The 25,843-nt window shown below is 68.2% G+C and carries 22 protein-coding genes; 14 read left to right on the forward strand and 8 right to left on the reverse strand.

Going from position 1 to position 25,843, the window contains the following annotated elements; translation table 11 throughout:
* Positions 1–3: 3 nt before the first annotated feature.
* Positions 4–1,470 (reverse strand): DUF5666 domain-containing protein, encoded by a 1,467-nt coding sequence (locus ACJMKZ_RS06750; protein WP_405232423.1) that lies wholly within the window; start codon positions 1,468–1,470, stop codon positions 4–6.
* A 26-nt stretch (positions 1,471–1,496) separates the two neighbouring features.
* Positions 1,497–2,315, reverse strand: coding sequence for a DUF6502 family protein (locus ACJMKZ_RS06755; protein WP_405232424.1), 819 nt, complete (start codon positions 2,313–2,315; stop codon positions 1,497–1,499).
* 293 nt (positions 2,316–2,608) lie between these two features.
* Between ACJMKZ_RS06755 and ACJMKZ_RS06760 the strand changes: the two genes are divergently transcribed.
* The 4 genes from ACJMKZ_RS06760 to ACJMKZ_RS06775 all read left to right on the forward strand — a co-directional run bounded on the left by ACJMKZ_RS06760 (position 2,609) and on the right by ACJMKZ_RS06775 (position 7,786).
* On the forward strand, positions 2,609–4,540 hold the full coding sequence (locus ACJMKZ_RS06760; RefSeq protein ID WP_405232425.1) for a DUF4382 domain-containing protein: 1,932 nt from the start codon (positions 2,609–2,611) through the stop codon (positions 4,538–4,540).
* 71 nt (positions 4,541–4,611) lie between these two features.
* Positions 4,612–5,697, forward strand: coding sequence for a hypothetical protein (locus ACJMKZ_RS06765; RefSeq protein ID WP_405232426.1), 1,086 nt, complete (start codon positions 4,612–4,614; stop codon positions 5,695–5,697).
* Positions 5,698–5,819: 122 nt separating this feature from the next.
* On the forward strand, positions 5,820–7,004 hold the full coding sequence (locus ACJMKZ_RS06770) for an endonuclease/exonuclease/phosphatase family protein (RefSeq protein WP_405232427.1): 1,185 nt from the start codon (positions 5,820–5,822) through the stop codon (positions 7,002–7,004).
* Positions 7,005–7,012: 8 nt separating this feature from the next.
* A complete protein-coding gene (locus ACJMKZ_RS06775; RefSeq protein WP_405232428.1) occupies positions 7,013–7,786 on the forward strand; it encodes an alpha/beta fold hydrolase in 774 nt (257 codons plus the stop codon).
* Positions 7,787–7,859: 73 nt separating this feature from the next.
* Here the strand turns inward: ACJMKZ_RS06775 and ACJMKZ_RS06780 are convergent, their stop codons facing one another.
* Both ACJMKZ_RS06780 and ACJMKZ_RS06785 read right to left on the reverse strand, forming a co-directional pair.
* Positions 7,860–9,011 carry a fatty acid desaturase gene (locus ACJMKZ_RS06780; protein WP_405232429.1) on the reverse strand — a complete coding sequence of 384 codons (1,152 nt, stop codon included), beginning with the start codon at positions 9,009–9,011 and terminating at the stop codon, positions 7,860–7,862.
* A gap of 74 nt (positions 9,012–9,085) precedes the next feature.
* Positions 9,086–9,862 (reverse strand): alpha/beta fold hydrolase, encoded by a 777-nt coding sequence (locus ACJMKZ_RS06785; protein ID WP_405232430.1) that lies wholly within the window; start codon positions 9,860–9,862, stop codon positions 9,086–9,088.
* Between the two features lie 82 nt (positions 9,863–9,944).
* On the opposite strand from ACJMKZ_RS06785, the gene ACJMKZ_RS06790 reads away from it, so the two are divergent.
* From ACJMKZ_RS06790 to ACJMKZ_RS06810, 5 genes are read left to right on the forward strand one after another with little or no spacing between them, the layout of a single operon-like run.
* Positions 9,945–11,861 (forward strand): ATP-binding cassette domain-containing protein, encoded by a 1,917-nt coding sequence (locus ACJMKZ_RS06790; protein WP_405232431.1) that lies wholly within the window; start codon positions 9,945–9,947, stop codon positions 11,859–11,861.
* The gene (locus ACJMKZ_RS06795; protein ID WP_405232432.1) at positions 11,858–13,069 is read left to right on the forward strand and encodes a nitrilase-related carbon-nitrogen hydrolase; all 1,212 of its coding nucleotides are present in this window, start codon (positions 11,858–11,860) and stop codon (positions 13,067–13,069) included. Before ACJMKZ_RS06790 ends, ACJMKZ_RS06795 begins: the two co-directional genes overlap by 4 nt.
* Before the next feature lie 31 nt (positions 13,070–13,100).
* Complete coding sequence (locus ACJMKZ_RS06800) at positions 13,101–13,511, forward strand: GFA family protein (protein ID WP_405232433.1); 411 nt, start codon at positions 13,101–13,103, stop codon at positions 13,509–13,511.
* A gap of 58 nt (positions 13,512–13,569) precedes the next feature.
* Positions 13,570–14,748 (forward strand): saccharopine dehydrogenase family protein, encoded by a 1,179-nt coding sequence (locus ACJMKZ_RS06805; protein ID WP_405232434.1) that lies wholly within the window; start codon positions 13,570–13,572, stop codon positions 14,746–14,748.
* Positions 14,749–14,807: 59 nt separating this feature from the next.
* Positions 14,808–15,197, forward strand: a complete 390-nt coding sequence (locus tag ACJMKZ_RS06810) for a hypothetical protein (RefSeq protein ID WP_405232435.1) — start codon at positions 14,808–14,810, stop codon at positions 15,195–15,197.
* Here ACJMKZ_RS06810 and ACJMKZ_RS06815 read toward each other — a convergent pair.
* Together ACJMKZ_RS06815 and ACJMKZ_RS06820 are read right to left on the reverse strand one after the other, a co-directional pair.
* Positions 15,151–15,924: a hypothetical protein gene (locus ACJMKZ_RS06815; RefSeq protein ID WP_405232436.1), complete on the reverse strand. Its 774-nt coding sequence runs from the start codon at positions 15,922–15,924 to the stop codon at positions 15,151–15,153. The two genes, ACJMKZ_RS06810 and ACJMKZ_RS06815, sit on opposite strands and share 47 nt — an antisense overlap.
* 108 nt (positions 15,925–16,032) lie before the next feature.
* The gene (locus tag ACJMKZ_RS06820) at positions 16,033–16,305 is read right to left on the reverse strand and encodes a hypothetical protein (protein ID WP_405232437.1); all 273 of its coding nucleotides are present in this window, start codon (positions 16,303–16,305) and stop codon (positions 16,033–16,035) included.
* Positions 16,306–16,516: 211 nt separating this feature from the next.
* Here ACJMKZ_RS06820 and fusA point away from each other — a divergent pair, with 211 nt between their 5' ends.
* A complete protein-coding gene (gene fusA, locus ACJMKZ_RS06825; RefSeq protein WP_405232438.1) occupies positions 16,517–18,559 on the forward strand; it encodes an elongation factor G in 2,043 nt (680 codons plus the stop codon).
* A 54-nt stretch (positions 18,560–18,613) separates the two neighbouring features.
* Positions 18,614–20,209 (forward strand): tetratricopeptide repeat protein, encoded by a 1,596-nt coding sequence (locus tag ACJMKZ_RS06830; RefSeq protein ID WP_405232439.1) that lies wholly within the window; start codon positions 18,614–18,616, stop codon positions 20,207–20,209.
* Between the two features lie 76 nt (positions 20,210–20,285).
* Here ACJMKZ_RS06830 and ACJMKZ_RS06835 read toward each other — a convergent pair whose 3' ends face one another.
* Positions 20,286–21,812, reverse strand: a complete 1,527-nt coding sequence (locus ACJMKZ_RS06835; RefSeq protein ID WP_405232440.1) for an amidase — start codon at positions 21,810–21,812, stop codon at positions 20,286–20,288.
* Positions 21,813–22,005: 193 nt separating this feature from the next.
* On the opposite strand from ACJMKZ_RS06835, the gene ACJMKZ_RS06840 reads away from it, so the two are divergent.
* From ACJMKZ_RS06840 to ACJMKZ_RS06850, 3 genes are all read left to right on the forward strand, one after another.
* Positions 22,006–22,539, forward strand: a complete 534-nt coding sequence (locus ACJMKZ_RS06840) for a bactofilin family protein (protein WP_405232441.1) — start codon at positions 22,006–22,008, stop codon at positions 22,537–22,539.
* 1 nt (position 22,540) lies between these two features.
* On the forward strand, positions 22,541–23,149 hold the full coding sequence (locus ACJMKZ_RS06845) for a hypothetical protein (protein WP_405232442.1): 609 nt from the start codon (positions 22,541–22,543) through the stop codon (positions 23,147–23,149).
* A gap of 79 nt (positions 23,150–23,228) precedes the next feature.
* Positions 23,229–24,332 carry a phytase gene (locus ACJMKZ_RS06850; RefSeq protein ID WP_405232443.1) on the forward strand — a complete coding sequence of 368 codons (1,104 nt, stop codon included), beginning with the start codon at positions 23,229–23,231 and terminating at the stop codon, positions 24,330–24,332.
* Positions 24,333–24,414: 82 nt separating this feature from the next.
* On the opposite strand, the gene ACJMKZ_RS06855 is transcribed toward ACJMKZ_RS06850, so the two are convergent.
* The gene (locus ACJMKZ_RS06855) at positions 24,415–25,794 is read right to left on the reverse strand and encodes a GntP family permease (RefSeq protein ID WP_405232444.1); all 1,380 of its coding nucleotides are present in this window, start codon (positions 25,792–25,794) and stop codon (positions 24,415–24,417) included.
* Positions 25,795–25,843 lie beyond the last annotated feature (49 nt).

Here is a 25,843-nt window from a genome sequence, read left to right on the forward strand (position 1 = left end):
GCATCAGTCCTCCACCTCGAACTCGACTTCCTCGGCCGTCAACACGGCGCCGTCCCAGGTGCCGTCGACATCCACGACCCGGCCCACCGCGTTGGCGAAGAACTCCGCGGCCGTGATCTCCGTGTCGCCGTCCTGGAACTCCGTCTCGCCGTTCGTGCGCACGGTGACGCCGAGCAGCGTGAAGTCGGGATTGCCGACCGATTGCACCCGGGCCTGCAGTTCGACGCCGTCATCGCCGTCGTCGTCACGTTTCAGCAGCACCGCTGTCGCCTCGGAGGTGCCGGATTCGCTGCCGCCGATCTCGACGAAGTCACCCACGTTGATGTCGGCGAGCGAGAAGCGGCGCAGGTCGAGGTCGCTGTCGTCCTCCAGCCGTGTGCCGTCCTCGATGACCACCGTGATGCCGAGGGTCTGCAGCGTGCCCGCGGCGGCGTCCACGGCCTCCACGGTGGCCTCGATCTCCACCACCTTCTCCGGCTCGAACTCCACCTTCGTGGCCAGCAGGCTGCCGCCGGCCTGGGCCACGGCGTCCACGTCCACCCGCGCGCCCTCGACGATGTCGGCAGGGCCGCCGCCCTCGTACACCGTGGAGCCGTCGGTGCTGACGGCAATGCCGTTAACCTCGAACTCGTCGCCCGAGAGCACCGCAGTGATGATGCCCTCGATCTCGGCCAGGTCGTCATCGTCGGCGCCGAGGTCGTCGGTGACCCGCTCGACCTTGGTCGCCGGCAGCTCGCCGCCGGCGGCCAGGGCGTTGCCTTCCACCTCCACCACCTGGCCGTCGGCCAGAGCGGCGCCGTCGAAGTCCTCGAACGTCGCGGCCGAATAGTCGATGACCAGGCTGCCGATGGTGAACGTCAGCGCCGCATCGTCCAGATTGCCGACCACGCCGACCACCTGCAGATCGTCGCCGTCGTCGAGCTCCACGCGGGTGGCGATGATGCGCCCGTCCGGAGAGAGGAAACCATCCACGCGCACCGACTGGTCGACGCTCAGGCCGTCGATGGCGTTGTTCGGCACCGAATCGTCGAAGGCCGTATCGACCTCCACCTTCACGGTCTGGCCCAGCACCACGAACGTGCGGGCGACGAGGTCGATGCTCTCGACAGGCCCGCGCAGCAGATCGTCGGTCACCACGGTGGCCGCCGTCGCATTGCCGTCGTCGTCGATCTCGCCCGCGACGAACACGATCTCGCCGGTCTTCAGATCGTCTTCGGTGGCCAGCTCGTCATCCACCTCGATCGTGGCGCCGGAGGTATCGAAGCGCACGCCGTCCACGATCACGCTGCCGAAGCCGCTGATGGAGCCGAGCACGCGGAGACCGCTGCGGTCGATGCCGCCGGTATCGCCACCGCCATCGTCGGGGGGCGGCGGGGCGATGCTGCCGGAGTCGCCGCCACCGCCGCCGCAGGCGGCAAGCGCGAAGGCCGCGAGGAGTGTTGCGAGCAATTTCGGGGAGGGGGATGCCATGGGGAATCTTCCTTACGTTGAGTGCGTCAGTGAGTGTCTTGCGGATGTTCGAAGAGATAGACGCCGACGCCGATACGGCTGACGGCTTCTTTTCCGTTTCTGTTGCCGCTGCCGGACGAAGCGTCGAGCTCGTGCTCGCTCAGCCAGGCGTCCACCCGTTCGAGGAAGGCCTGACCCTCCTGCTGCAGGAGGGCATTGAGCTTGTCGGCGGCGCCGCGGGGCATGTGATTGTTGGAAGCGAAGCCCTCGAACCAGCCTTCGCTGCGCTCCGGGTCCAGGTTGTGCGCCAGGGAAACCCCGTGGTCGTGCAATGCCTGGCCCATGTGGCGGACGATGTCGGCGTCGGCGGCGTCACGAAGGTAGTCGCGCCGCATCGCCCGGTAGCGGCCGTCCGCCAAGGCTTCCATGAGGCCCAGGTCCAGCATCTCCTTGGTGATGGCCCGGTCCGGGATGTCGCCGGCATAGCGGTGCGTCAGCCGGTGGAACTCGGCCTCGTCCAGTTCCCTGGGCCGACCGCCTGCCGAGAATTCGGGATCCTTGTACCACCCCGTCAGCACCCGCGAGATGCGGCTCTTCGGTTCGATCGCGAGCGGGGTCTCGCTGTCGAGACGCTTGCGGATCTCGCCCACCTCGCGGCGGCTGAGCCCGGTCATGAGAGCGACGCGGGAGGCGTTGGTGGGCCTGCCGTGCACTCCGTAGTCCTCTCTCGCGATCTCGACGAATACCAATTTCGCTATCTCCGCGAACTCTTTCCAGCTGATGCCGAGCCTGAGCAGGATCCGGATCACCGGCCGCAGCAGGCGGCGGCAGGCATTCCGGGCGATTTCTGTCAGGCTTGAACTCATGTGTGCAATTTACGCACACATCCGGGAGACTTGCAAGCGATAATGAGAATTCCGGCCAAAGAGGCACCGGAGCACAGGAAACAACGCCGATGATTGCGCGTACGAAGCCGGACGGAGACGCGGCGAGCGCTGCAGAATTTACATAAGCGGGCCGCAGCATCGCTAAGTCCCTGATTCGGGCAATACCCTGGTCCCAACCACCTGTCGCCGGTTTGCGACAGGTTGATTCGTGCGCATATAGGACCAAAATGCTCACTTACATTCACTCGAAAACAAACGAGAGCGAATCAACCATGCAGATCACAAATTTCTGGCGTTGCGGCATTGCCGCGACTTCCGTACTCTTCCTCCTCGCCGGCTGCGGCGGCGGGGGCGGTGGCAGCCCCTCGGTGACCGAGCCGGACCCGGACCCGGCACCGCCGCCCAGTTCGTCAGCCGACTCGGGCACGGTGGCCATCATGTTCACCGACTCGCCCACGGACAAATTCGATCAGGCAATCGCCGAAGTGCGCCGCATCGAACTGCTGGGCGACAGCGGCGATGCGTTGATCTTCGAGGTGCCGGACGGTGAGGCAGCCGAGGAAGTCGATCTCCTCGCCCTGCGGAGCTTCACCGAACTGTTCGCCATCGCCGAAGACGTTCCCGCCGGCGACTACGAGAAGATACGGCTGATCCTCGACGGGCTGACGCTCTACGACCTCGACGACGCCACCGGCGACGTCCTCGAGGAGGCCGAGGTGAAGCTGCCCGGCAACGGCAAGGTGGACCTCAACCCGCGCGGCACGTTTTTCGTGACACCGGGCGCCACGCTGGTCATCGAACTCGACATCGATGTGGGCAAGTCCGTGAAGATCGTCGGCGCGGGCAACAGCGGCAAGTACATCTTCCGCCCCGTCGTTTTCGTCAACATCTCGGAGAAGGACGCCGGCAGCAAGCTGGCGCGTGTCTTCGGCACGGTCGATTCCGTCGAGGATGACGACACCTTCATCCTCTGTCAGCAGGAGCGCGTCTCCAATCACCGGGACGGCGACTCCGACAGCGACTCCGACAACGGTAACGGCGGCAACGAAACCTGCCTGACCGTGAACGTCGATGGCGATACCGGCATTTTCCGTGACGACGGCACCTGGGTGGAGAGCCCGATACCGCTGGCGCTGCAGGCGGGCGATCCGCTGATCGCAATCGGCAATCTCTCGGTCGCCGACGAGGCATCGGCGGAGGACGACGGCGATACCGATGACGGTGACGGCAGCACGGATGGCGACGGGTCGACCGACGGCGACTCCGACAGCGACTCGGACGCCGCCTATGACGACGACGACCTGATCCTGACGGCCTACACGCTGGAGCTGGGCGAACTCGGTACGTTCGCGAAGCTCCGCGGCACCGTGGTCACGGAGTTCGACGACTCGGTGGCCGGCGAGGACGACTACGAAGTCAACGTGCAGCCCGACGGCGAAGCGTATCTGCTCGTCGGCGACATCCAGGGTGGCACCCGCGTCTTCGACAAGTTCGCCAACGAGCTGACCTACGACGCGATCGTCACCGGTGCGCGCGGCCACTTCGACGGTGTCCTGACGCCCATCGATCCGGCTGACCCGGAAGCCGAGAAGACCGGCCTGCGCACGGCGCTGGTGGTCCTGGATCCGGACGACACGGCCGAAGTCGTCAGCGGGGCCATCCAGTCGGTGGATACCACCGCGCGCACGCTGGAGCTGCTGGTCGACGACTCGCCGCTCAACGTGTGCGTGCCGGAAGGCACCGAGATCGTCCTCACGACGCTCACGGACGAGGGCACGACTTCGGAAGACGTCCTCCTCGGGGATCTCACGGCCGACATGACCGCGGAGATCTTCGGCGACGACCGGACGGGCGAGGCGGAGGCCTGCTTCGTCGCCGAACTCGTGACCGCCGAGCTGGACGACCGGCAGGCGCCGGTCGCCGACGCCGGTCCGGACCAGACCGTAACGGTCGGCGACGCGGTGACGCTGGACGGCTCGGGCAGCTCGGACCCGAACGAGGACACGCTGACCTACAGCTGGACGCTGACCGTCCCGGCTGACAGCGGCTCGACCGCCACGCTGGACGATCCGACCAACGCCACGCCGTCTTTCACCGCCGATGTGGCGGGCGACTACGTGGCCGAGCTGACGGTGGACGACGGCAACGGCAACAGCGATACCGATACGGTCACGGTCACCGCCGAGGAGGCGGCTTCGGAATAAGACCCTATACGGTCTAGACTGGGAGGGGCGGGCTCGCGAGGGCCCGCCCCTTTTCTTTTGCGGGGTGCGTCTTGCGCGTTATCGGTCCGGTCATCGCCAACGTCATCATCGCGGCACCAGCGGCACTGGCCTGGTGGCTGGAAGCACGTTACGGCGAGCTTTATTACCGCCTCGTCCAGGAGGACCACTGGCTGGAGTGGGCGACGGTCTGGGCGTTCCTGCCGGCCGCGGCGGCTGCCGCGTGCGCCGCGCACCATCAGTGGTGGCGCCACCGCCGGGCGCCCTGGTTCCTGCTCGGCCTCGGCCTGTTCTGTCTTTTCGTCGCGGGCGAGGAGATCTCGTGGGGCCAGCGACTGCTCGGCTTCACGCCGCCCGAGTACTTCCTCACCGACAACTTCCAGCAGGAGCTGAACGTCCACAACGTGGTCGCCGGCGACCTGCGCCAGCTCGCCTTCCAGATCATCGTGCTCGGCTACGGCGTCGCCCTGCCGCTGGCGGCCGCCGTACCGGCCACCGGCAGACTGTTGTCGAAGCTCGCCGTCGTCGCTCCCCCGCCGGCGCTGATGCCCGCCTTCGCCGCGACGGCGGCCTTCTACGCGGCCTACCCCATCGAATACACCGGCGAATGGGCCGAGCTCATGCTCGGTCTCGGCCTCGTGACGGCAATCGCCGCCAACGCGAGGGAGCTGGCGGGCCGCGCAGCGGGAGGCGTTGCCGGGCCCGCCATCGCCGGGGCGGCACTGGCACTGCTGCTGGGCTACGGCACGCTGCAGGCCACCCGCGTGCTGCACGGAGAGACGGAGGAAAAGCGGCGCGCCGCCGAGACGGAGCTCCGCGCCCTCGCGACCGATTTCACTCATGAACGCGTCCGCACCCGCTGCGGTGTCCACAAGCGTGTGTACACCTTCCGCGTGGAGTGGGGACAGAGCTACCTCAGCGAAGGCCGTTTCGCCGGCCTCACCGCCGGCGGCCTGGACCCGACCCGCGCACGCTATTTCCTGGATCCCTGGGGCCTGCCCTACTGGATCCGCCACGAATGCGCCGGGGGCCGCGAGACTAGCTTCGTCTACTCCTTCGGACCCAATCGCCGCAGGGACTCCAGCCCGTGGGAAATCCGCGGCGACGATGTCGGCATGATGATCCTGAGCGACCGCTGACGGTGACAAGTCCTTATTGCGCACGGCCTCGCGCCGGGAGGAATCTGCGCATACAAGCATGCCGCGGCCGCGCATGCGCGCAGGGAGAGCTCGCACCGTCGCCGCAGGCGGAGGAGAGCGATATGAAAATCCCCAAATGGTTCCTGCTGCTGTTCACGGCGGCGCTTCTGTTCCTGGCCGGCGTCGGCAGCGTCGATGCCGGAGACTTCCGCAAGTTCCGGGCCGGTCAGCTCACGGTCATGACACAGAACCTCTACGTCGGCGGCGACATCCTGCTGCCGCTGTCGGTGCCGCCCGAGGACTTCGCGGACGCGGCGGCGCTGGTCGTGAGCCAGATCCTCACCACGAACTACCCGCAGCGCGCGATGAAGCTGGCCGAGCTGATCCGGGAGGAGCGCCCGCACCTCGTCGGTCTGCAGGAGGTCTACGTGATCCGGCTGTGCCTCGACGAGGCACTCACGCAGTGTCCCGTCGACCTCGACTACCTCGACATCCTGCTGGCCAACCTGAACGCCGGAGGCACGCTGTACCGGGAAGCCGCCTCGGTCACGAACATCGATCTCGCCGGACTGCCGGCCAGCCTGCCGGACGGAACACCGGTCTACGTCGTTCTGACCGACCGGGACGTCACGATCGCGCGCAGGGATGTCGAGACCCGCAATCCGGTGGCGAAGAATTTCGACGCTGGACTTCCGGTGGACAATCCGCTGCTGCCGGGCTTCGACAAGGTGCTGCGCGGCTATACCGCGGTCGAAGCGACGGTACGCGGACGCGACTACCGCTTCGTGAACACCCATCTGGAAGTCAGCGGCGGCGGCGAGCTTGGGCCATTCTTCCGCGCCATCCAGGCAGCCCAGACCGCGGAGCTCATCCAGTTCCTGTACGCGGACGAGAACGTCCAGGTCGTGGTGGGCGACTTCAACTCCGGTCCGGACGACGGGCCGCTGGTGGACTGCGCCATACCGGACGGCATGGGCGGCATAATCCTGACGGACTGCCCGACGCCCTATTACCTGATGGGCCAGGCCACCTACGTCGACGTCTGGCTGGAACGGGGCGGGCGCTGGAGCCCCGGCTACACCTGCTGCCAGGATACCCTGCTCGACAATCCGGTCTCTCAGCTCGATGAACGCATCGATCTCATCTGGGTGCGTCAGGCGCCCGATCATTACGGCGGGCCGGCCGTGCGCGGCGTGCGCGCAGACGTGATCGGCGAGGAGCCCGGTGACAGGACGGCGATCGACCAGCTCTGGCCCTCCGACCACGCGGGCGTCTCGGCCGGAATGACACTGCGCGTACCGCGCTAGTCTGGCTGATGGAGCGCTTCGACTCCCAGGGCTTCAGCATCGCGTACGACGATGTGGGCGAGGGCGACCCCATCATCCTGCTGCACGGCTTCGCGGCCGACCGCATCACCAACTGGAAAGCCACGGGCTGGTACCGGGTGCTGCGCGACGCGGGTTTCCGGGTCATCGCCCCGGATGCCCGCGGGCACGGCCGCAGCGACAAGCCCTCCGAGCCGGAGGACTACGCGCCGGAGGGCATCGCAGGGGACGTGATCCGGCTGATGGATCATCTGGAGCTCGACCAGGCGGACCTGTTCGGCTACTCCATGGGCGGGCGTAACGCCGGCTGGCTGCTCGCCCATCACGGGGAGCGTTTCCACTCCGTCGTCATCGGCGGCACCGGCATCAACCTCCTGGAACTCGAGGATCCGGGGTACTGGACTTCCCGTGGCTTCAAGCTGACGGCCGACAACAAGAAGACGGAATCGCTGGCCATCCCGGCGATGGTGCCGCTGTACGAGAAGATGACGAAGATCGGCGGGCGCCCCGGCGCGCTGTCCGCGTGCCTGCTGGGTTCGTTCGCCGGTCTTCGCGAGACCGCGTTCGAGGAGGTGGAGACCCCAGCGCTCGTGATCGCCGGCTCCCGGGACACGGTGGCCGGCAGTCCCCTCCCGCTGGCGGAGATGATCCCCGGCGGGAAGGCCGTCATCGTGCCCGGCAAGTCGCACCTGTCCTGCGTGACGGACTCCTTTTTCCGCGGCGCCGTAGTCGGCTTCCTCGGCTATCGCTGGGAGCGGGAATAAAAAAGGGAGCCGGCTGGATCAGCACGGCTCCCCTTGTTCGCGGTCGTATAGAGGATGACTGGGCGGCTGCCGGTCAGGCGGCTACCGGGCACTCCCGGAGCAGCGAGTTCCAGTCGGCACGCGCCTCCTGGAAGCGGGCCTTCGCCTCGGCGACCCGGCGGCGCGCGGACTCGCGTATATCGTCGGAGTAATTCGAGACCTGGCCCTGCAGCACCTTGCGCTGCTCCTTGGCCGCCGCCTCCCAGTCCACCAGCCGCTGGCGCAGCCGCTCGTAGCGCCTCGCCGCCTGCTCGCCGAAGTTGGCGCGGAGCCGGTGCGAGGCGTCCGCCGTCTCTTCCAGCCAGGTATCCAGCCGGGTCTTCTCGCCGTCCAGGCGGGCGGCCATGATGCGGAAGTCGGACACACGCTTGAGGTCCCACGCGAGACCCAGCTTCTCGAGCATGGCGATGGTCCACTTGCTGGGATCGAACTGATACCAGCGCACGCCGTTACGGTAGTCGCCGCCGAACCGGTGGTGGAAGTTGTGGTAGCCCTCGCCGAAGGTAAGGAATGCCACCAGCCAGTTGTCCTTGGCCGTGGCATCCACGTCGTAGGTGGCCTTGCCGAAGGTGTGGCAGACGGAATTGATGAAGAACGTGGCGTGATAGACCAGCGTGAGGCGCAGGCACACCGCGATCAGCAGCGCGCCCAGCAGGTGCCCCGTCATCCAGCCGATGGCCGCCGGCGTCAGGATGCCGGCCGTGGTCGCCCAGAGCGCGTAGTAGCGGTGCTGGTGCACGATCATCGGATCGTTCGAGAGGTTCTTCACGTTGCCGTAGTCGGTATCGTGCTTCCAGAAGATCAGCCAGCCCATGTGGGCGTAGAAGAAGCCCTTCCTGATACTGTAGGGATCCCGGTCGGTGTCCACGTATTTGTGGTGGTCACGATGCTGCGACGACCACTCCAGTGCGGACTGCTCGAAGGCAGCCGAACCGGCGAACAGCAGCAGGAAGCGGACGAACTTGTTCGTCTTGAACGTCGCGTGCGCGAAGTAGCGGTGATAGCCCACCGTGATGCCCAGGCCGCTGATCACGAAGAACGCGAGCGCCAGCCAGATCTCGGCCGCGGCAATGCCGTTGTAGTAAATATAGAGCGGCGCGCCGACGACGCCGCCGAGGGTCGTCACCGCGAAGAAGATGATGTTGACCCACTGATTCTGGCGGGTCACGGTCGGTACGGTCGTCATGGATGGCCTCTTTCGATTTTCGGCGCAGATTATACGCGCCGTGCCTCCGGCAGCACTGTGGAATACCGCAAGTTTCAGGCAAGGAACGCGAGCACGGCTTCTGACCACTCCCGCGGGCGCTGGTTCAGCATGAATATGCCACCGCCCTCGATGGTGGTCTGCCGACAATCTCCCAGTATATCAGTAAATACCTGATTTTTCTCGGGTTGGCTGAAGGGGTCGTCGGTGCCCGAGAGCACGAGCGCCGGTGCCTTCACCCGCGGCAGGCGGTCCTCCATGTGGTACTCCGCCACGGCGAAATGGCCCCATTCGCTGGTCTCGCCGGCCCGGAACAGGTCCAGCACCGAGCGCTGGGTGAGCGCCGGATCGTCGATCCAGCCGGCCATCCGGTGCCATTTCTCGGCCAGATGGGAGCCGTCCGGCTGCACGTGCCACTGCTCGAAGAGGGCGCCGAGCTCCCCGCGGGCCGCCTCGTCCATGTACACGGGGCCGGACAGCACGAGGTGCGAGACGCGCTCGGGGCGGCCGGCCGCCGCCTCGATTGCGACGATGGCGCCCGTGTGGTGGCCGCCGAGCGCCGCACGCTCCAGCCCGAGATGATCCAGCAGCGTGACGGCCGCCTCGGCATACCCGGCGATGTCGGGCCGGGACGGCGGGCGGTCGGAGCAGCCGTAGCCGGGCAGATCCATGGCGATCACGCGCAGGTGCTCGTCCAGCAGCGGGATGACCTCGGCGAACTCGTCCACGGAGCGCGGCACCTGGTGCATCAGCAGCAGGGGCCGGGCCGCCGGGTCGCCGCTGTCCACGAAGTGGACCTGGCCCAGCGGGCTGTCGAAGAGGTGTCGTCTCATGGGGCTGCGGTCCCTTACTCTGCGATGGACCTAGTGTAAGACACCCCGTGGGGCCCGGCGAAAGCTCCATTACAATGCCCCCATGCTCCAGCTCACCGACGTCGCGCTCCGCCGCGGGCCGAGGCTCCTGTTCGAACACGCCGGCGCCCAGATCCACCCCGGGCAGAACGTGGGTGTAACCGGCGCCAACGGCACGGGCAAGACCAGCCTGCTGCGGATGATCCTCGGCGAACTGGCCCCCGACGCCGGCGAGTGCCGGCTGCCGCCCGACTGGGTCGTGGCCCACGTCGACCAGGCCACGCCCTCTGATACGCGGCCCGCCATCGAATACGTCCTGGACGGTGATGCCGACCTGCGTGCGATCGAGGCCGACCTGGCGGACGCCGAGGCGGCCGGCGACGGCACGGCCATTGCGAAAGCTCATGCCCGCATCGAATCCGCGGACGGCTACACCGCCCGCAGCCGTGCTTCCCGCCTGCTGCATGGCCTGGGCTTCCTGCCCGGCCAGGAGGAGCGTCCTGTGGACACCTTCTCCGGCGGCTGGCGCATGCGTCTGAACCTGGCCCGCGCGCTGATGTGCCGCTCGGACCTCCTGCTGCTGGATGAGCCCACCAACCACCTGGATCTGGATGCCGTCATCTGGCTGGAGGGCTGGCTGCGGGAGTACCCGGGCACTCTGCTGCTGATCTCCCACGATCGCGACTTCCTGGACGGCGTGGCGGAGTACATCCTCAACATCGAGCAGGGCCGGCTCACGCTGTACACCGGCAACTACACGACGTTCGAGACCGTGCGCGCGGCGCGTCTTGCCCACCAGCAGGCCCAGTACGAAAAGCAACAGCGGGAGATCGCCCACGTGCGCTCCTTCGTGGACCGCTTCCGCTACAAGGCCACCAAGGCGCGCCAGGCCCAGAGCCGGCTGAAGGCGCTGGAGCGGATGGAGACCATTGCGCCGGCCCACGTCGACTCCCCGTTCCGCTTCTCGCTGCTGCCGCCGGAGAAGACGCCGCGCCCTCTCCTCACGCTGGACCGGGTAGCGGCCGGCTACGGCGACGTGACCGTCTTCTCCGGCGTGCAGCTCGCTTTCGCCCCCGGCGACCGCATCGGGCTGCTCGGACCGAACGGCGCCGGCAAGTCCACGCTGATCAAGCTCGCCGCCGGCATGCTGGAACCGCGTCGCGGGGAACGGCTGCGGGCGAAGGACCTGGCGGTCGGCTACTTCGCCCAGCACCAGGTGGAGCAGCTCGATCCCGCGCGCTCCGCCATCGACCACCTGGCCGACATCGACCCGGACGCCCGGGAAGAAGCGCTCAGGAATTTCCTCGGCGGCTTCGGCTTCTCCGGCGACACGGTGTTCATGCCCACCGGCCCGTTCTCCGGCGGAGAGAAGTCCCGGCTGGCACTCGCGCTGCTGGTCTACCGCCGCCCCAACCTCCTGCTGCTGGACGAGCCGACCAACCACCTGGACATCGAGATGCGCCAGGCGCTCGCCGTCGCGCTGCAGGACTTCGAGGGCGCCATGATGATCGTCTCCCACGACCGGCATCTGCTGCGCGTAACCTGCGACACCCTGCTGCTGGTGCACGGCGGCACCGTGGACGAGTTCGCCGGCAGCCTCGACGACTACCCCCGCTGGCTCGCCGAGCACAACCGGGGCGACCGGCGCGCGGACGACAAGGCCGACGGCAGCGTTGATGGCGTCAACACCGCGGCGGCGAAACGCGAGCGCAAACGCCGGGAGGCCGAACGGCGCCGGCGACTGACGCCCCTGAAGAAACGCCTGGCGCGCGCCGAGGAATCGCTGGCGGCACTGGAGGCCCGCCGCGGCAGGCTGCAGTCGGAGCTCGCCGACGAGAACCTGTACGATGAGGCGAACCGGGATCGCCTGAAATCCCTGCTGGCCGATCAGGCGGACCTGGAGCGCGACCTCGCGGCGGCGGAAGCCGAATGGCTGGAGGCCGCACACGAGATGGAATCGCTGAAAGAGGGCGAGGCATGAAACCCCCGCGTAAGAGGGCCTTCAGGCCCGATTCCGCACCGTCGGACGAAGCAGGGTCGGGCCTGAAGGCCCTCCTACCTCCGGGTATCAGCCGCCGGCACGTTCTCGCCGGCCTCGGCGCGCTCGCACTCTGCCCGTTCACCCACCGGGCACGCGCCGATGAGGATACCCCCCGCTACTCCGCGCTCGCGCTGCAGACCCTGTGCGACGCCGTGAACCAGGACGCCACCGCGGAAGCCGCCCGCGCCCGCATGATGGCCTCCATCCGCCGTATAGCCGGCCAGGTCGCATCGGCCCGTGGGTTCCTGAAGACCTTCAACGGCAGCGACCTGCGCCTGGTGGTGCTGCCCGAGTACTACCTCACCGGCTTCCCCTTGCGCGAGAGCCGGGAAGAATGGAAGGCGAAGGCCGCCGTCGACATCGGCGGGCCGGAATACGAGGCGCTGGCCGGCATCGCAGAGCGCTTCGGCGTCTATCTCGCCGGCAACCTGTACGAGAACGACCCGGCCTTCCCGGAACTCTATTTCCAGGCCAACACCGTCATTGCGCCGAACGGCGACACCATCCTGCGCTACCGCCGCATGATCTCGCTGTACACACCGACGCCCTGGGACGTGTGGGACGACTACCTCGCCCGCTACGGCGCGGACGCCGTGTTCCCGGTGGCCCGCACCGAGATTGGCACGCTCGGCACCATCGCCTCCGAGGAGATCCTGTACCCGGAGATCGCCCGCATGACCACCATGAAGGGTGCCGAGATCCTGCTGCATCACACCTCCGAAGTGGGCTCGCCCCTGCAGACCAAGAAGGACGTGATGAAGCGCGCCCGCGCCATCGAGAACATGGCCTACGTCGTCTCGGCGAACACGGCCGGCATCGCCGGCACGCCCCTCCCCTCCGCGTCCGCCGACGCGATGTCCAAGGTGGTGGACTGGGAGGGCAAGGTGCTGGGCGAGGCCGAGAGCGGCGAGAGCGTGAACGCCAACGCCATCCTGGATCTGCCGGCTCTGCGCGCGGCACGCCGGCGCACCGGCATGGCGAATCTCCTCTCGCGCCAGCCATGGGGCGCCTACGAGTCCGCCTATGCGGACACCGACTGGGCGCCGCACGGCGCCATGGCGGAAGGCCGCATGCTGTCGCAGCAGGCCGTGATCGAGCGCCAGCGTGCCATCATCGAACGGCTGCGCGAGGACGGCGTGCTGCGCTAAGCCGCACAGGAACCAAACGGGGGACCGATCGATGACTACACGAACACTGAGAGGCAGCTGCCTCTGCGGCGCGGTGCGCTACGTCGTGGAAGGCGAGGCACGGCGTTTCTACCACTGCCACTGCTCGCGCTGCCGCAAGGCGTCCGGCACGGGCCACGCGAGCAACCTGTTCGTGCGCGGAACGCTGAGCTGGGAGGCCGGCGAGGATCTGCTGACGCACTACCGGGTGCCCGAGGCCGAACGCTTCGGCACCAGTTTCTGCAGCCGCTGCGGCTCGCGCATGCCGCGCTACATGGAGGCAGCCGGGCTCGCCTTCATCCCCGCCGGCTCGCTGGACACCGAGCCCGACATGCTGCCACAGGCGCGCATCTTCACCGGCTCGCGCAGCGCATGGTCGTGTACCGCGGCGGCGCTGCCGGAGTTTCCCGAATACCCGGAGTAAGCTAGGGTCGGCAACACGCCCTTCAGAGAAGCCCATAACACGACAAGAGAGTCAGCGCATGAGCGACAACAAAGAATTCGACCTGGTCCTGTACGGCGCCACCGGTTTCACCGGAAGGCTGGTCGCCGAATACCTCGTCCGGCAGTACGGCGACGACCCGGACCTCGCATGGGCCATGGCGGGCCGCAGCGAGGAGAAGCTGGCCGCCGTGCGCGACGAGATCGGCGCGCCTAAGGACACGCCACTGGTGGTCGCCGACGCGAGCGACCCGGCCTCGCTGGAGGCGATGGCGGAACGCACGCGCCTGGTGCTGACCACGGTCGGGCCCTATCAGCTCTATGGTTCCGACCTGGTCGCCGTGTGCGCGAAGACCGGCACCGATTACGTCGACCTCTGCGGCGAGCCCGCCTGGATGCGCCACATGATCGACGAGCACGAAGAGCAGGCCACCGAGAGCGGCGCCCGCATCGTCTTCTCCTGCGGCTTCGACTCCATCCCCTTCGACATGGGCGTGTACTTCCTGCAGCAGGCGGCAAAGAAGGAGTTCGGCGCGACGGCGCCCCGCGTGAAGGGCCGGGTCCGCAAGATGAAAGGCGGCTTCTCCGGCGGCACGGCGGCGAGCCTGAAGGCCACGCTGGCCGCCGCCCAGAACAACCCCAGCGTGCTGGCCCTTCTGCGCGACCCCTTCGCGCTGACGCCCGGATTCAGCGGGCCGGAACAGCCCCGGGGCACGAAGCCGGCATATGACGAGTCCATGGATGTCTGGTGCGCGCCTTTCATCATGGCGCCCATCAACACGCGCAACGTGCACCGCTCCAACGCGCTGCTCGGGCACGCCTACGGCGAGGAGTTCGTCTACGACGAGATGCTGGTGGTCGGCCCGGGCGAGGAAGGCGAGGCGAAGGCGAAGGCCATTGCGAAGGCCGACGCGCTCGGCGGCGACAACGCGCCCCAGCCCGGTGAGGGCCCGAGCAAGGAAGAGCGGGAGGCGGGCTCCTACGACGTGCTGTTCATCGGCGAGATGCCGGACGGCCGCGAGATCCGGGCCAGCGTCGGCGGCGACCTCGACCCCGGCTACGGCTCCACCTCGCGGATGATCGCCGAGAGCGCGATCTGCCTGCTGCGCGACGCCGCCGACACGCCCGGCGGCATCTGGACTACCGCGCCGGCCATGGGCGAGAAGCTGATCCGCCGCCTGGTCGACAACGCCGGGCTGCGCTTCACCGTGGAGACTTGATCGGCGCCGCGAGTGCGGCGCACACTCTCTCCCCATAAGAACAGACAAAGGGGGAGACCATGACCGAGCTGGATAACAAACCGCCCGGCCTGTACTGGACCGTGGCCTGGGTGGCGCTGGTCTGGAACCTGATCGGCGTGGCCACCTACCTGGGCCACGTGATGAGCGAGGCAGGCGCCGCGCCGCCGGTGCCGGCGTGGGTCACGGGCGCCTACGCGCTGGCGGTATTCGGCGGCACCTTCGGCGCCGTCGGACTGCTGATGCGCCGGGCCTGGGCCGTGCCGATGTTCGCGGTATCGCTCATCGCCGTCTTCGGCTGGGCGGGCTACGCCTTTACCGCCTTCGAGGGAACCGCCGCCGACCTGGTGCTGCCCGTCCTGATCCTCGTCATCGCCGCCTACCTCATGTGGGCGTCGGTGTCGGCGAAGAAGAGGGGATGGATCGGGTAAGGGCGTCGATCGCCGCCTCCACCTCGCTATCCGTCATCTCCCGCCCTCCCGCCAGCGAAGCGCACAGGTTTGCCGAGGCCGCCGGCTCCGGGCTGCGCTCGCGGAACAGCTCGAGGCACGGACCGCCGCCGGCGACCAGGTCCCGGATCACAGGCGGGCTCAGCATGCCGGCCCGCTCGGCCACCGGGAAGCCGACGATGTTGTGCAGGGCGGTCAGCAGCTTCGGGCCGGCGAACTGGGGCGGGTAAGGGCCCGGGTGAGCGGCGAGCAGGCGCAGCAAGGCATGGATGGCGAAATCCAGGAACGGATTGCGCCGGCGGAATAGCAGGAAGGCGTTGTGCACCTTCACCCGGGCGCGGGGCGTACGACCGCCTCCGCGGTCCTCGATCCAGACTTCCCGACCGACGGCATACGACTCGGCAGGCAGCGCCAGGCGTTCCGGCTCGAACACGAGGAAATCCGCATCGCACCAGACCACCGCCTCGAAACCCTCCTCCAGCGCGGCGCGCAGCGCGAGCAGCCGGGCGATATCGCTGGCCACCACCGGCTGGCCGCGGAGACGCTCACGCAGGTGGTCCGGGATGGGGTCGAAGAGTTCGTCGCCGATGAAGCGGTATTCGTAGCCGGCCGCGCCGGCCCAGTTTTCCACGGAAGCCAGGCAGCGGCCCAGCCAGTGTGCCGGGAGGGGGTCGCGGTGGGATTGGAGGACGAGGGTGCGCCTCATCATGCAGGAGGTGCTTGTAGGAGGGGCTTGTAGGAGGGGCTTGTAGGAGGGGCTTCAGCCCCGACTCCTTATCCCGATCGGGCCTGAAGGCCCTCCTACATCTGCCGGCACCTATTTCTTCGACATGGAGAGGTGGACCCGGCCGGAGCGGCCCATGCGGCGCTCGTTCATGCGCTGCACGATGTCCTTTACGGCTTCCCGTACCTTCTTCTTCGTCCCGCGGCGGTGGCCCACGATGGACTGGCCGCCCTGGCTGATCACGTAGCGGTACCAGCGACCGTCGTCGCTGCCGTCCGGCGCCTCCACCTGCTCCAGTTCCACGAACTCGAAGGGCTGCTGGTAATCCCGCGCCGGGGCCGCGCTTTCGCGTTTAGTGTTGCTCATCCCGCCCACCTTACCGGATCGGGCGCGCGGCGCAACCCGGCCGAGTACCCGCCTGCCCGATTCCGGCGCTAGAATCAAGAGGATAGAACTGCCGGCGGGGTCCGGCCGGGGGTCGTAATTGCCCGGATACAGGGCCGACTCACGCAGGGGGTAAGCTAAGCTCCCAGAGATCCCCTCGAAATATAAAGACACCTCGATAAGGGAGGCATCCATGGCGTATCAGACGGCTGACATCCGTAACGTGTGCCTGGCGGGGCCCAGTAACGCGGGCAAGACGACGCTCGTGGAGGCCCTGCTGAAGGCAGGCGGCTCCATTCAGAGCTGCGGCGAAGTGGAGCGCGGCAACACCGTCGCCGATTTCCATCCCCGGGAACGCGAATTCGGCCACTCGCTGCATCCGGCGGTGTGCCATCTCGACCACGAGGGCATCCACGTCAACGTGGTGGATACGCCGGGATACCCGGACTTCTACGGCCGTGCGCTGGCCGTCCTGCCCGCCGTGGAGACCGCCGCCATCGTGGTGGATGCGCAGAACGGCGTCGACCTGACCGCCCGGCGCATGATGGAGGCCGCGGCGAAACAGCGGCTGTGCCGGATGATCATCGTCAACAAGATCGACGCGGACGGCGTGGACCACGCCCGCATCATGGAGGAAATCCAGACCGCGTTCGGCACCCAGTGCCTGCCCATCAACCTGCCGTCCGCCTCGGGCGACGCCGTCGTCGACTGCTTCTTCCAGCTGGAGGGCGAGGAGACGGCCTTCAGCGACGTGGCCACCGCCCACGAGAAGATCATCGACCAGGTCGTCGAGCTGGACGAGGAGCTGATGGAGGTCTACCTGGAGCAGGGCCAGGAACTCGCGCCCGAGCAGCTGCACGACCCCTTCGAGACGGCGCTCCGGGAGGGCCACCTGGTGCCGGTCTGCTTCGTCTCGGCGAAGAGCGGCGCCGGTGTGCGTCAGCTGCTGCGCATCTTCGAGCGCCTGATGCCGAACCCCATGGAAGGCAATCCGGCGGTGTATTTCAGGGGCGAGGGTGACGGCGCCGAAGAGGTCGTCGCCACACCCGATGCGGACGCCCATGTGGTGGCACACGTCTTCATGGTGAACATCGACCCGTTCAAGGGCCGGCTCGCCGTGTTCCGCATCCACCAGGGCACCGTCCGCCCGGGCATGCAGTTGTTCGTGGGCGACGCCCGCAAACCCGTCAAGGTCGGCCAGCTGCTGAAGCTGAACGGCGCGGAGCACGTGAAGGCCGAGCGCGGCATCCCCGGCGACATCTGCGCCATCCCGCGGCTGGAGGAGGCCCACTACGACGCGGTGCTGCACGACTCCCACGACGAGGATCACTACCATCTGAAGTCCCTGCGCAACGCCAGGCCGATGTACGGACTGGCCATCAAGCTCTCCGACGACGCGGACGTGCAGAAGATCTCCGATGCGCTGCACTCGGTGGAAGCCGAGGACCCGTCACTGCATCTCGAGCACGTCCCGGCTCTGAACGAAATCGTGCTGAACGGGCTGGGCGACCTGCATCTGAGGACCGTGCTGGAGGAGATCAGGGACCGCTACGGCATCGAGGTGGAGACGGCGCCGCCGTCCATCGCCTACCGGGAGACGATCACCGCCCCGGCCGAAGGCCACCACCGGCACAAAAAGCAGACCGGCGGCGCGGGCCAGTTCGGCGAGGTGTATCTGCGTATCGAGCCGCTGGAACCCGGCGAGGGTTTCGAGTTCAAGAGCGAGGTGGTCGGCGGCGCCATCCCGTCCGGGCTCATCCCGGCGGTGGAGACCGGCGTGCGGCAGGTAATGGAGTCCGGCGCGGTCGCCGGCTTTCCCATGCAGGACGTCCGCGTGGTCGTCTACGACGGCAAGTACCACACGGTGGACTCGAAGGAGATCGCCTTCGTCCAGGCCGGCAAGAAGGCCTTCATGGATGCCGTCGATAAGGCCTCGCCGGTGATCATGGAGCCCATCGTCGACGTGGTGTTCCGGGTGCCGGCCGACTGCGTCGGCGCGGTGACCGGCGACCTCTCCGGCATGCGCGGCATCGTCAGCGGCACGGCCGTCCTCGGGGAGAACCGCATGGAAATCTCCGGCCAGGCCCCGCTGGAGGAAATCCAGGGCTACCACTCGCGGCTGAAGTCGATATCCGGCGGCGAGGGCCGCCTGTCCATGGAGTTCAGCCATTACGCCCGGGTGCCCCACAACGTTCAGGAACGGCTGGTCGCGGCGCACCGGCAGCCCAGCGGCTGACAGGGCCGGCCCCTCGGCCTATGCTGGGGGCAGACAGACGGTGACGGAGTACCCGTGTCGTTCATCTCCGAGCTGCGCGAACGCAAGGTGGTGCGCATGGCGATCATCTACGCGGTCGCCGGCTGGGGCGTGCTCCAGATCGCCGACATCATCGCCGGCGTACTCGGACTGCCGGACTGGACGCTGCGCTTCACGCTGACGGTCCTCGTTCTTTGCTTCCCGCTCGCGCTCATCCTCTCCTGGTTTTTCAAGATCACACCGGAGGGACTCAGGCGTGAGACCGCCCCGCCCCGGCTCAGACCTTCGGTGGCCGTATTGCCGTTCCGTCGCCAGACTGACGACGGCGGCGAGGACGGCGATGACTACCTCGCCGACGGACTCACCGAGGAGACGCTCAATGCCCTCGCGGCCGTCCCCGGTCTGCGGGTGCCGTCGCGGCGCTCCTGTTTTCGCTGCCGCGACTCGGCAACGAGCCCGGCGACGGCAGCGGCGGAACTCGGGGTCGAATATGTCGTCGACGGCACATTCACCCGCCGCGCCGACGGTTTCAAGATCTCGGTACAACTGGTGGATGCCGGTCGCGACTCCGTGCTGTGGTCCCGAACCTGGCGGCATCGTGGCGACGCGGTACCGGAAATTCACCAAGAGATCGCCCGCCGGGTGGCATCCGCCCTGGGTGTGCGCGCGGGGAATGACCCGCGCACCGGTCGGACCACGTCGCCGCGCGCCTACGACGCCTGGCTCCGGGGGCGGCATGCCGCTCACAGGAATACGGCAGACGGCGTCCGGCAGGCGGTCTCCTGCTTCGAGGAAGCAATCGAACTCGACGAGGGCTTCGCCCCGGCCCTGGCGGCACTCGCCCGCGCCTACAGCTGGCTGGCGCGCTACGGGCTGATCGCGCCGCGGGCGGGTTTCCGCCGCGCCCGTGAGGCCGTGAACCGTGCCCTCGCGCTGGACCCGCAGCTCGCCGAAGGTCATGTGGCACTCGCGGAGATCCAGCTGTCGGACGAAAGGGACTTCGGCGCGGCGGAGGCATCGCTGCGCCGGGCGCTGGACCTGCAGCCGGAGGATGCCGACACCCATGCGCACCTGGGCCATTTTCTCGCGATGGTCGGACGCCTCGACGAGGCCATAGCCATGCGTCGGCGCTCGGTCGAGCTCGACCCGCTCTCGGAGCAGGCACATCTCGGCCTCGCCGATACGCTCTTCCTGGCGGGCCGCCACGCCGCCGCCCGACATGAACTGAACCGCATCCGCGAGCTGGCGCCGGGCTTCCCCGTCGCACACCTCCAGGCGCGCATCGCGCTGGCGGAAGGCAGACCGGCCGACGCGCTGCGCATCATCGGATCGGAACCGCTGGAATGGCGCCGCCTCTACATTGGCGCGATCGCCCTACACCGCCTCGGCAGGACCGCCGAGGCGCGATCACGTCTCGACGAGCTGACCGGCCGTTACGGCAACGAGATCGCGCTGCAGGCAGCGATCGTGAACGGCCAGCTCGGTGAGCCGGACCGGGCCTTCCGCTGGCTGAATACGGCCATCGAGGAACGCGATCCGGGACTGGTCGAGTTGCGGGCAGACCCCGAACTCGAGCCGTTGCGCTCCGATCCGCGCTACGAAGGCGTGCTGCGCAGCGCCGGATTGCTCTGAAAAAGCCGTATCGGCCGCCGGATAGCGGGAATTCGCGGACGGACCGCCTTCTACGAAGAAGTGTCCATCCGCGAATTCAGACGTCGGGATGACGGTTGTACCAGCCGGTCGCGCCCTCGTAGGCGTGACCGATGCGGCACAGCATGGCCTCGCCGCGCGGCACCGCCATGTATTGCATCCCCAGCGGGACGCGGTCCTCGGTGAAGCCGCAGGGCAGCGTCAGCGCCGGCGCGCCCGAGAAGTTGGCGGGCACGGCGAAGTACTGCTTCAGCTCCCGGGCCATGGGCTCGAAGCCTTCCATGCCGCCGAACTGGATCTCCTCGGTGACGCGCATGGGCGGGTTGCCCGCCGGCATCGCGATGGCGTCCACCGTGCCCAGCAGCTCATTCATCCTCGCGGCGTAATCGGCCCGGAAAGCCCGGGCCGCGGCCAGCTGCTCCTCCGTCAGCGCAGCCCCGGCCTGCAGGAACTCGCGGAAGAAGGGCCCGAACTCGTCGGCCCGCTCCGGGTAGAACTCGCCGTGTGCCTCCAGGGCCTCGGCCGCGGCGATGGCGGACCAGGGATCGGCGAGGCCGGTGCTGCCGGCAGGCATGGTCACGTCCACGATCTCGGCACCCATCGCGGCCAGCTGGCCCAGCGCATCCTGGATGGCGCTCGCGAGACGCGGATCGACGCCCTCGGTGGCAAAGGCCTCGTCGTAACCGATGCGCAGCCCCTTCACGCCGGCGTCGATGTCGGCGAAGAGGTCCGGCACCGGCTCGTCCAGGGTCATCGGATCGTTCGGATCGGGACCGCCGATCACCTGCAGCATGGCCGCCGCATCGGCCACCCGCCGCGTCATGGGGCCGACGTGGTCCAGCGATTCCGCCAGCGGGATGACGCCGTAGCGGCTGACCCGGCCGTAGGTCGGCTTCAGGCCCACGATGCCGTTGGCCTGGGACGGAAAGCGGATGGAGCCGCCGGTGTCGCTGCCGAGCGAGCCGAAGCACAGACCCGCCGCCGTCGCGACGCCGGAGCCGCTGGACGATACCCCCGGCCAGAGCTCCGGATCCCAGGGGTTCTTCGGCACCTCGAAGGACGGGTGGTAGCCGGCCATCGCGCCCTCGGTGAGATTGAGCTTGCCGACCAGGACGGCGCCGGCCGCTTTCAGGCGCGCGACCACGGTGGCATCGTATTCCGGCACGAAGTCGCGATAGACCGCCATGCCGCCCATCGTCGGCACCCCCTCCGTGTAACAGAGGTCCTTCACCGCCACTGGCACGCCGTGCAGCGGGCCGCGGTAATTGCCGGCGGCTATCTCCGCCTCGGCCCGGCCGGCCGCCTCGAGTGCCGCGACGCTGGTAACCGTGGCGTAAGCCTTGAGCGAGGGCTCCAGGTCCTCGACGCGGCCGAGCATGGCTCGGGTCAGCGCGACCGGCGAAATCTCCTGCGCCTGGATGCCCGCCGCCAGCGACAGGAGGCTCTCGTAGTGCAGCGGCACCGTCGCCCGGCCGGCCGAAGTCCCCGGGCCGCCACCACAGCCGCCCGTGGCCGCGGCCACGCCCGCCCCGCCGATGAGCTTCAGTACCTTGCGTCTCGTCAATCCCGCCCTGCCGGTCATCATGATGGCGTCTCCCCTTGGTCGTCGGACTTCCCCGGGGACACAGTGTAACGGACCGGGTGCACAACAAATCGCCACATGTCGCCGCATAGCGACAGTTGTTGGGCCGGGCAGGCGCGTGCTAGAACCGCTCGAACGGCAACCGGATCGACCGGCACGACCGGATCGACGAAATCGACACGACGAGGGGACAGTAATGTTTGAACGTGGCAGGAAAGACGGCGGCGAGACCGCTCCCAATCCCGGCGAAAGCCGCAGCACCGGCACACCCGCAGCGAAACCCGCCCACGCCGCAGTCAGCGGCAGCGGCGAAATGGCGGTGATCGGGCGCTCCATCCGCATCGACGGCGACCTCCAGGGCGAGGAGGATCTGCGCATCGAAGGGCGCGTGACCGGCACGGTAAAGCTCGTCAACAACAGCCTGACCATCGGCAAGGAAGGCGAGATCCACGCCGACGTCTACGCCAAGGCCATCACCGTGGACGGGGTCATGGAGGGCGACCTGTTCGGCGCCGAGCAGGTGGCGATCCGCCGCAATGCCCGGGTGAAGGGCAACATCACCGCCCCTCGGGTGAGCCTCGAGGACGGCGCCCATTTCAAGGGTTCCATCGAGATGGACTCCGAGGCCGTCGAGGCCGCGCTGGGCAAGCAGGGCGCGACGCGCAAGCCGGCCTCGGTGGCCTCCTCTGCGACGCCGTCAACCGCGAAGAAAGAGGAATCGGCAGCCTGACATGGCCACCGCGGCCGCGCAGGCGCTGCCGGGGGCAGCGGGGCCGATACGGGCCCCGCTGTTCCGCTCCCTGGTGGAACGGATGGAGGAAGGCGGTCGCTGGGTGATACTGGACCTCGGACCGGCGCGCCCCGAGAGCATCGATCTGTTCGGCCGCTTTCGCTGCCGCCTGGAGATCGCCGACCTCGCGGACGATCTCGACGCGCTCGTGCCGCCGGAAGACGCGGGCGAGGAGCTGCTGCGCGAGCGCATGGAAGACGCACTGCCGCCGCGCAATCCGGAGCCGGTGGACATCGTTCTCTGCTGGGACCTGCTCAATTACCTGCAGCCGTCCACCCTGCCCGCGCTGTCGTCCCGGCTGGCCGCGCGGGGGCTGCCCGGCACGCTGGTGCATGCCCTGGTCGCCTACCGGGACCCGCTGATGCCGGCGCTGCCCGGCGGGTTCTGCCCGGTGGACGGCGAGCACCTGGTGCGACGCAATGCCGCCCCGGACGCGCGCCCGGCGCCCCGCTATTCGCCGGAGGCACTCGGCAAGGCCTTCCGGGAGTTTTCCATCGAGCGAGCCATCCTGCTCGGCAACGGCATGCAGGAGTTTCTGTTCCGCCTCTGAAGCCTGCCCGGCACGGCCACAGTTGACTCGATCCGGAATTGCGTCAACAGTCCCCGTGATTCCACTGACAGGCCTTGCCATGACTGCAACCGCTCCCCGTCTTCCGCGACCCGGCATCCGCCCGGCGGTCGTCTTCGCGACCCTCGTCGCGATCCTATTCACGGCGCTCACACTGACCGGCTGCGCCGCCGGGCCGCGGCCGGTGGAATATCCGGTCGTCTTCGCCGACGTGGAGACCGATCCGGTGCCGGACGAAGGAGACGCCGCCGACGACCCGGCGGTCTGGGCACGCCCTGCGCAGGACGGCGGGGCACGGGTACTTGGCAGCAACAAACTGCGGGCCCTGCATCTTTACGATCTCGATGGCCGCGAGACCCAGTCCATCGAGGCCGGACGTCTGAACAACGTGGATCTGCGCCTGCTGCCGGGCGGCGACGCCGTGGCCGTCGCGTCCAACCGCACGACCGGCAGCATCGACGTCTTCCTGCTCGACGCGGCGACGGGCAGCGCACGGCGGTTGCCGGGCTCGGCCGTCGCCACCGGCCTCGACGAGATCTACGGCATCTGCCTCGGCTCGGCGGGCGGCGACAGCTTCCACGTGTTCGTGAACGACAAGCACGGCCGCTATCAGCAGTGGTCGCTCCAGCGCACCGGTCCGGCTGCCTTCTCCGCCCGCCTCGCCCGGCAGTTCCGCGTGGCGGGCCAGCCCGAGGGCTGTGTGGTCGACGAGACCGCCGGACACGTCTACGTGGGCGAGGAACCCCGTGGCATCTGGCGCGGCACGCTCGACCCGGCGGCCGCATGGTCGCCGGAACTGGTCGACAGCGTCGACGGCCCGGCCCTGGTCGCCGACGTGGAAGGTCTCACGATCTACTCGCCCGACGCGGGCCCGCGCTACCTGCTCGCCTCCAGCCAGGGCGACAACAGCTATGCCGTCTACTGCCTGGGCGACGAGGTGCGCTACCTGGTCTCCTTCCGCGTGGCCGACAACGAGCCCGCCGGCATCGACGGCACCGAGGAGACCGACGGCATCCACGCGACCGCCGCCGACCTGGACCCCCGCTTTCCTCGCGGCATCTTCGTCGCGCAGGACGGGCGCAACGAAGGCGCTGACAGCCAGAACTTCAAGATCGTGGACTGGCGGCGGATAGAACGCGTGATCCCGGAGGGCAGCTGCCGGTAACGGACCGTGTAGGAAGGCCTTCAGGCCCGACCGGTCCGGACCGCGCAAAGAACCCGATGCCGGGTCGGGCCTGAAGGCCCTCCTACATCGTAATCGCGGCGACGGCGATCATCACGAGCGTCGCCAGCACCGGGATCACCACCGTGATGATGCCCACGTCGCGGTAGGCTTCCTTATGGGTCAGGCCGGTGATGGTGAGCATGGCGACCACCGCGCCGCAGTGGGGCAGCGAGTCGAAGCCGCCGCTGGCCATGGTGGCCAGGCGATGCAGGGTGCCGGGTTCGATACCCATCTCCAGATAGGCCGGCGCCATGGTCTGCATGAATATCTGCAGGCCGCCGGAGGCCGATCCCGTGATGCCCGCCACCAGGCTGACGGACCCGAACATGGAGACGAGCGGCGGCAGGCCCGACTCCAGCATCAGGCGGGTGAACTGCTCGAAGCCCGCCGTCTGCGTCACGACGCCGCCGAAGCCGATGACCGCCGCGGTGTTGATCAGCGGCATGATCGAGTCCTGCGTGCCGTGGCCCACCACCTCCAGCGCCCTGCCGCGCACCATCGGGAACATCAGCACCGCGAGCAGTGTGCCCGACAGCAGCGCGATGCTGGGCCAGACGATAGGCTGGCCGTCGGCGAAGCGCAGCAACGAGAAGAACCACCCGGGCTGCGCCAGCGTGGCCTCGTCCAGGGACATGATGATGAGCCTCGGCGCCACGATCGTACCCAGGACCAGCGCCAGAGGCAGCGCCGCGGGCAGCCAGTGCGGATAGCCGGGGTCGTCGGCGCTGGCCGTCGAGACCGGGTCGTTCGGCGCCGGCTGGAAATGCTCGCCGTTGGCGGCGGCGATGCGGCGCTGGCGCTCCAGATACCACATGCCCCCGGCGAACATCAGGGCGCCTCCGCCCAGCCCGTACCAGCCGCCTGCGAACAGGGTGGTCTCCAGCGCCGCCGCCGAGATCACGTTGTGGATCGACGGTGTACCCGGCAGCGCCGTCAGCGTGAAGGTGCCGGCCCCGAGCGCCAGCGCGCCGCAGAACAGACGTTTCGGGATGTCCGCCTGCTGCAGCAGCTTCAGCCCGAGCGGATACATCGCAAAGATCACGACGAAGACGACCACGCCGCCGTAGGTCAGGAGGGCGCAGGCCAGCACCGTGATCCACAGCGCCCGGTGCGCGCCGAGTCGCTCCACCAGCGCCAGCGCGATGCTGGCGGCCGCGTGGCTCTCGCCCATGACCCTCCCGAACATGGCGCCGGCGGCGAACAGCAGAAAGAACCGCCCCGCGAAGGTGAAAGCGCCCAGCGGTCCGAACGAGAAATACTCGGTCAGTCCCGCGGCGACCGGCAGCTGGTTGGTGGCGATGACCACCACCGAGCAGAGCAGCGCCGCGAAGACGATGTTGATGCCTCGCAAGGCCAGCCAGATGAGCAGCGCGACGCTGCCGATGAGACCGATGTATTCCATGCTCCCCCCGAAGCGGTTTCCGGCCCGGGGCAGTATACGCACTCATCGA

It is taken from the genome of Lentisalinibacter salinarum, from assembly GCF_040706555.1.
Taxonomy (GTDB): Bacteria; Pseudomonadota; Gammaproteobacteria; order Steroidobacterales; family Woeseiaceae; genus Lentisalinibacter; species Lentisalinibacter salinarum.

Bases quoted from the DNA above. Each gene is read 5' to 3' on its own strand.
- ACJMKZ_RS06815 (WP_405232436.1), bottom strand. From the start codon at position 15,924: ATGATGAGGCGCACCCTCGTCCTCCAATCCCACCGCGACCCCCTCCCG.
- ACJMKZ_RS06770 (WP_405232427.1), top strand. From the start codon at position 5,820: ATGAAAATCCCCAAATGGTTCCTGCTGCTGTTCACGGCGGCGCTTCTG.
- ACJMKZ_RS06790 (WP_405232431.1), top strand. From the start codon at position 9,945: ATGCTCCAGCTCACCGACGTCGCGCTCCGCCGCGGGCCGAGGCTCCTG.
- ACJMKZ_RS06810 (WP_405232435.1), top strand. From the start codon at position 14,808: ATGACCGAGCTGGATAACAAACCGCCCGGCCTGTACTGGACCGTGGCC.
- ACJMKZ_RS06850 (WP_405232443.1), top strand. From the start codon at position 23,229: ATGACTGCAACCGCTCCCCGTCTTCCGCGACCCGGCATCCGCCCGGCG.
- ACJMKZ_RS06775 (WP_405232428.1), top strand. From the start codon at position 7,013: ATGGAGCGCTTCGACTCCCAGGGCTTCAGCATCGCGTACGACGATGTG.
- ACJMKZ_RS06820 (WP_405232437.1), bottom strand. From the start codon at position 16,305: ATGAGCAACACTAAACGCGAAAGCGCGGCCCCGGCGCGGGATTACCAG.
- ACJMKZ_RS06805 (WP_405232434.1), top strand. From the start codon at position 13,570: ATGAGCGACAACAAAGAATTCGACCTGGTCCTGTACGGCGCCACCGGT.
- ACJMKZ_RS06785 (WP_405232430.1), bottom strand. From the start codon at position 9,862: ATGAGACGACACCTCTTCGACAGCCCGCTGGGCCAGGTCCACTTCGTG.
- ACJMKZ_RS06835 (WP_405232440.1), bottom strand. From the start codon at position 21,812: ATGATGACCGGCAGGGCGGGATTGACGAGACGCAAGGTACTGAAGCTC.
- ACJMKZ_RS06795 (WP_405232432.1), top strand. From the start codon at position 11,858: ATGAAACCCCCGCGTAAGAGGGCCTTCAGGCCCGATTCCGCACCGTCG.
- fusA (WP_405232438.1), top strand. From the start codon at position 16,517: ATGGCGTATCAGACGGCTGACATCCGTAACGTGTGCCTGGCGGGGCCC.
- ACJMKZ_RS06840 (WP_405232441.1), top strand. From the start codon at position 22,006: ATGTTTGAACGTGGCAGGAAAGACGGCGGCGAGACCGCTCCCAATCCC.
- ACJMKZ_RS06780 (WP_405232429.1), bottom strand. From the start codon at position 9,011: ATGACGACCGTACCGACCGTGACCCGCCAGAATCAGTGGGTCAACATC.
- ACJMKZ_RS06760 (WP_405232425.1), top strand. From the start codon at position 2,609: ATGCAGATCACAAATTTCTGGCGTTGCGGCATTGCCGCGACTTCCGTA.
- ACJMKZ_RS06750 (WP_405232423.1), bottom strand. From the start codon at position 1,470: ATGGCATCCCCCTCCCCGAAATTGCTCGCAACACTCCTCGCGGCCTTC.
- ACJMKZ_RS06755 (WP_405232424.1), bottom strand. From the start codon at position 2,315: ATGAGTTCAAGCCTGACAGAAATCGCCCGGAATGCCTGCCGCCGCCTG.
- ACJMKZ_RS06800 (WP_405232433.1), top strand. From the start codon at position 13,101: ATGACTACACGAACACTGAGAGGCAGCTGCCTCTGCGGCGCGGTGCGC.
- ACJMKZ_RS06855 (WP_405232444.1), bottom strand. From the start codon at position 25,794: ATGGAATACATCGGTCTCATCGGCAGCGTCGCGCTGCTCATCTGGCTG.
- ACJMKZ_RS06845 (WP_405232442.1), top strand. From the start codon at position 22,541: ATGGCCACCGCGGCCGCGCAGGCGCTGCCGGGGGCAGCGGGGCCGATA.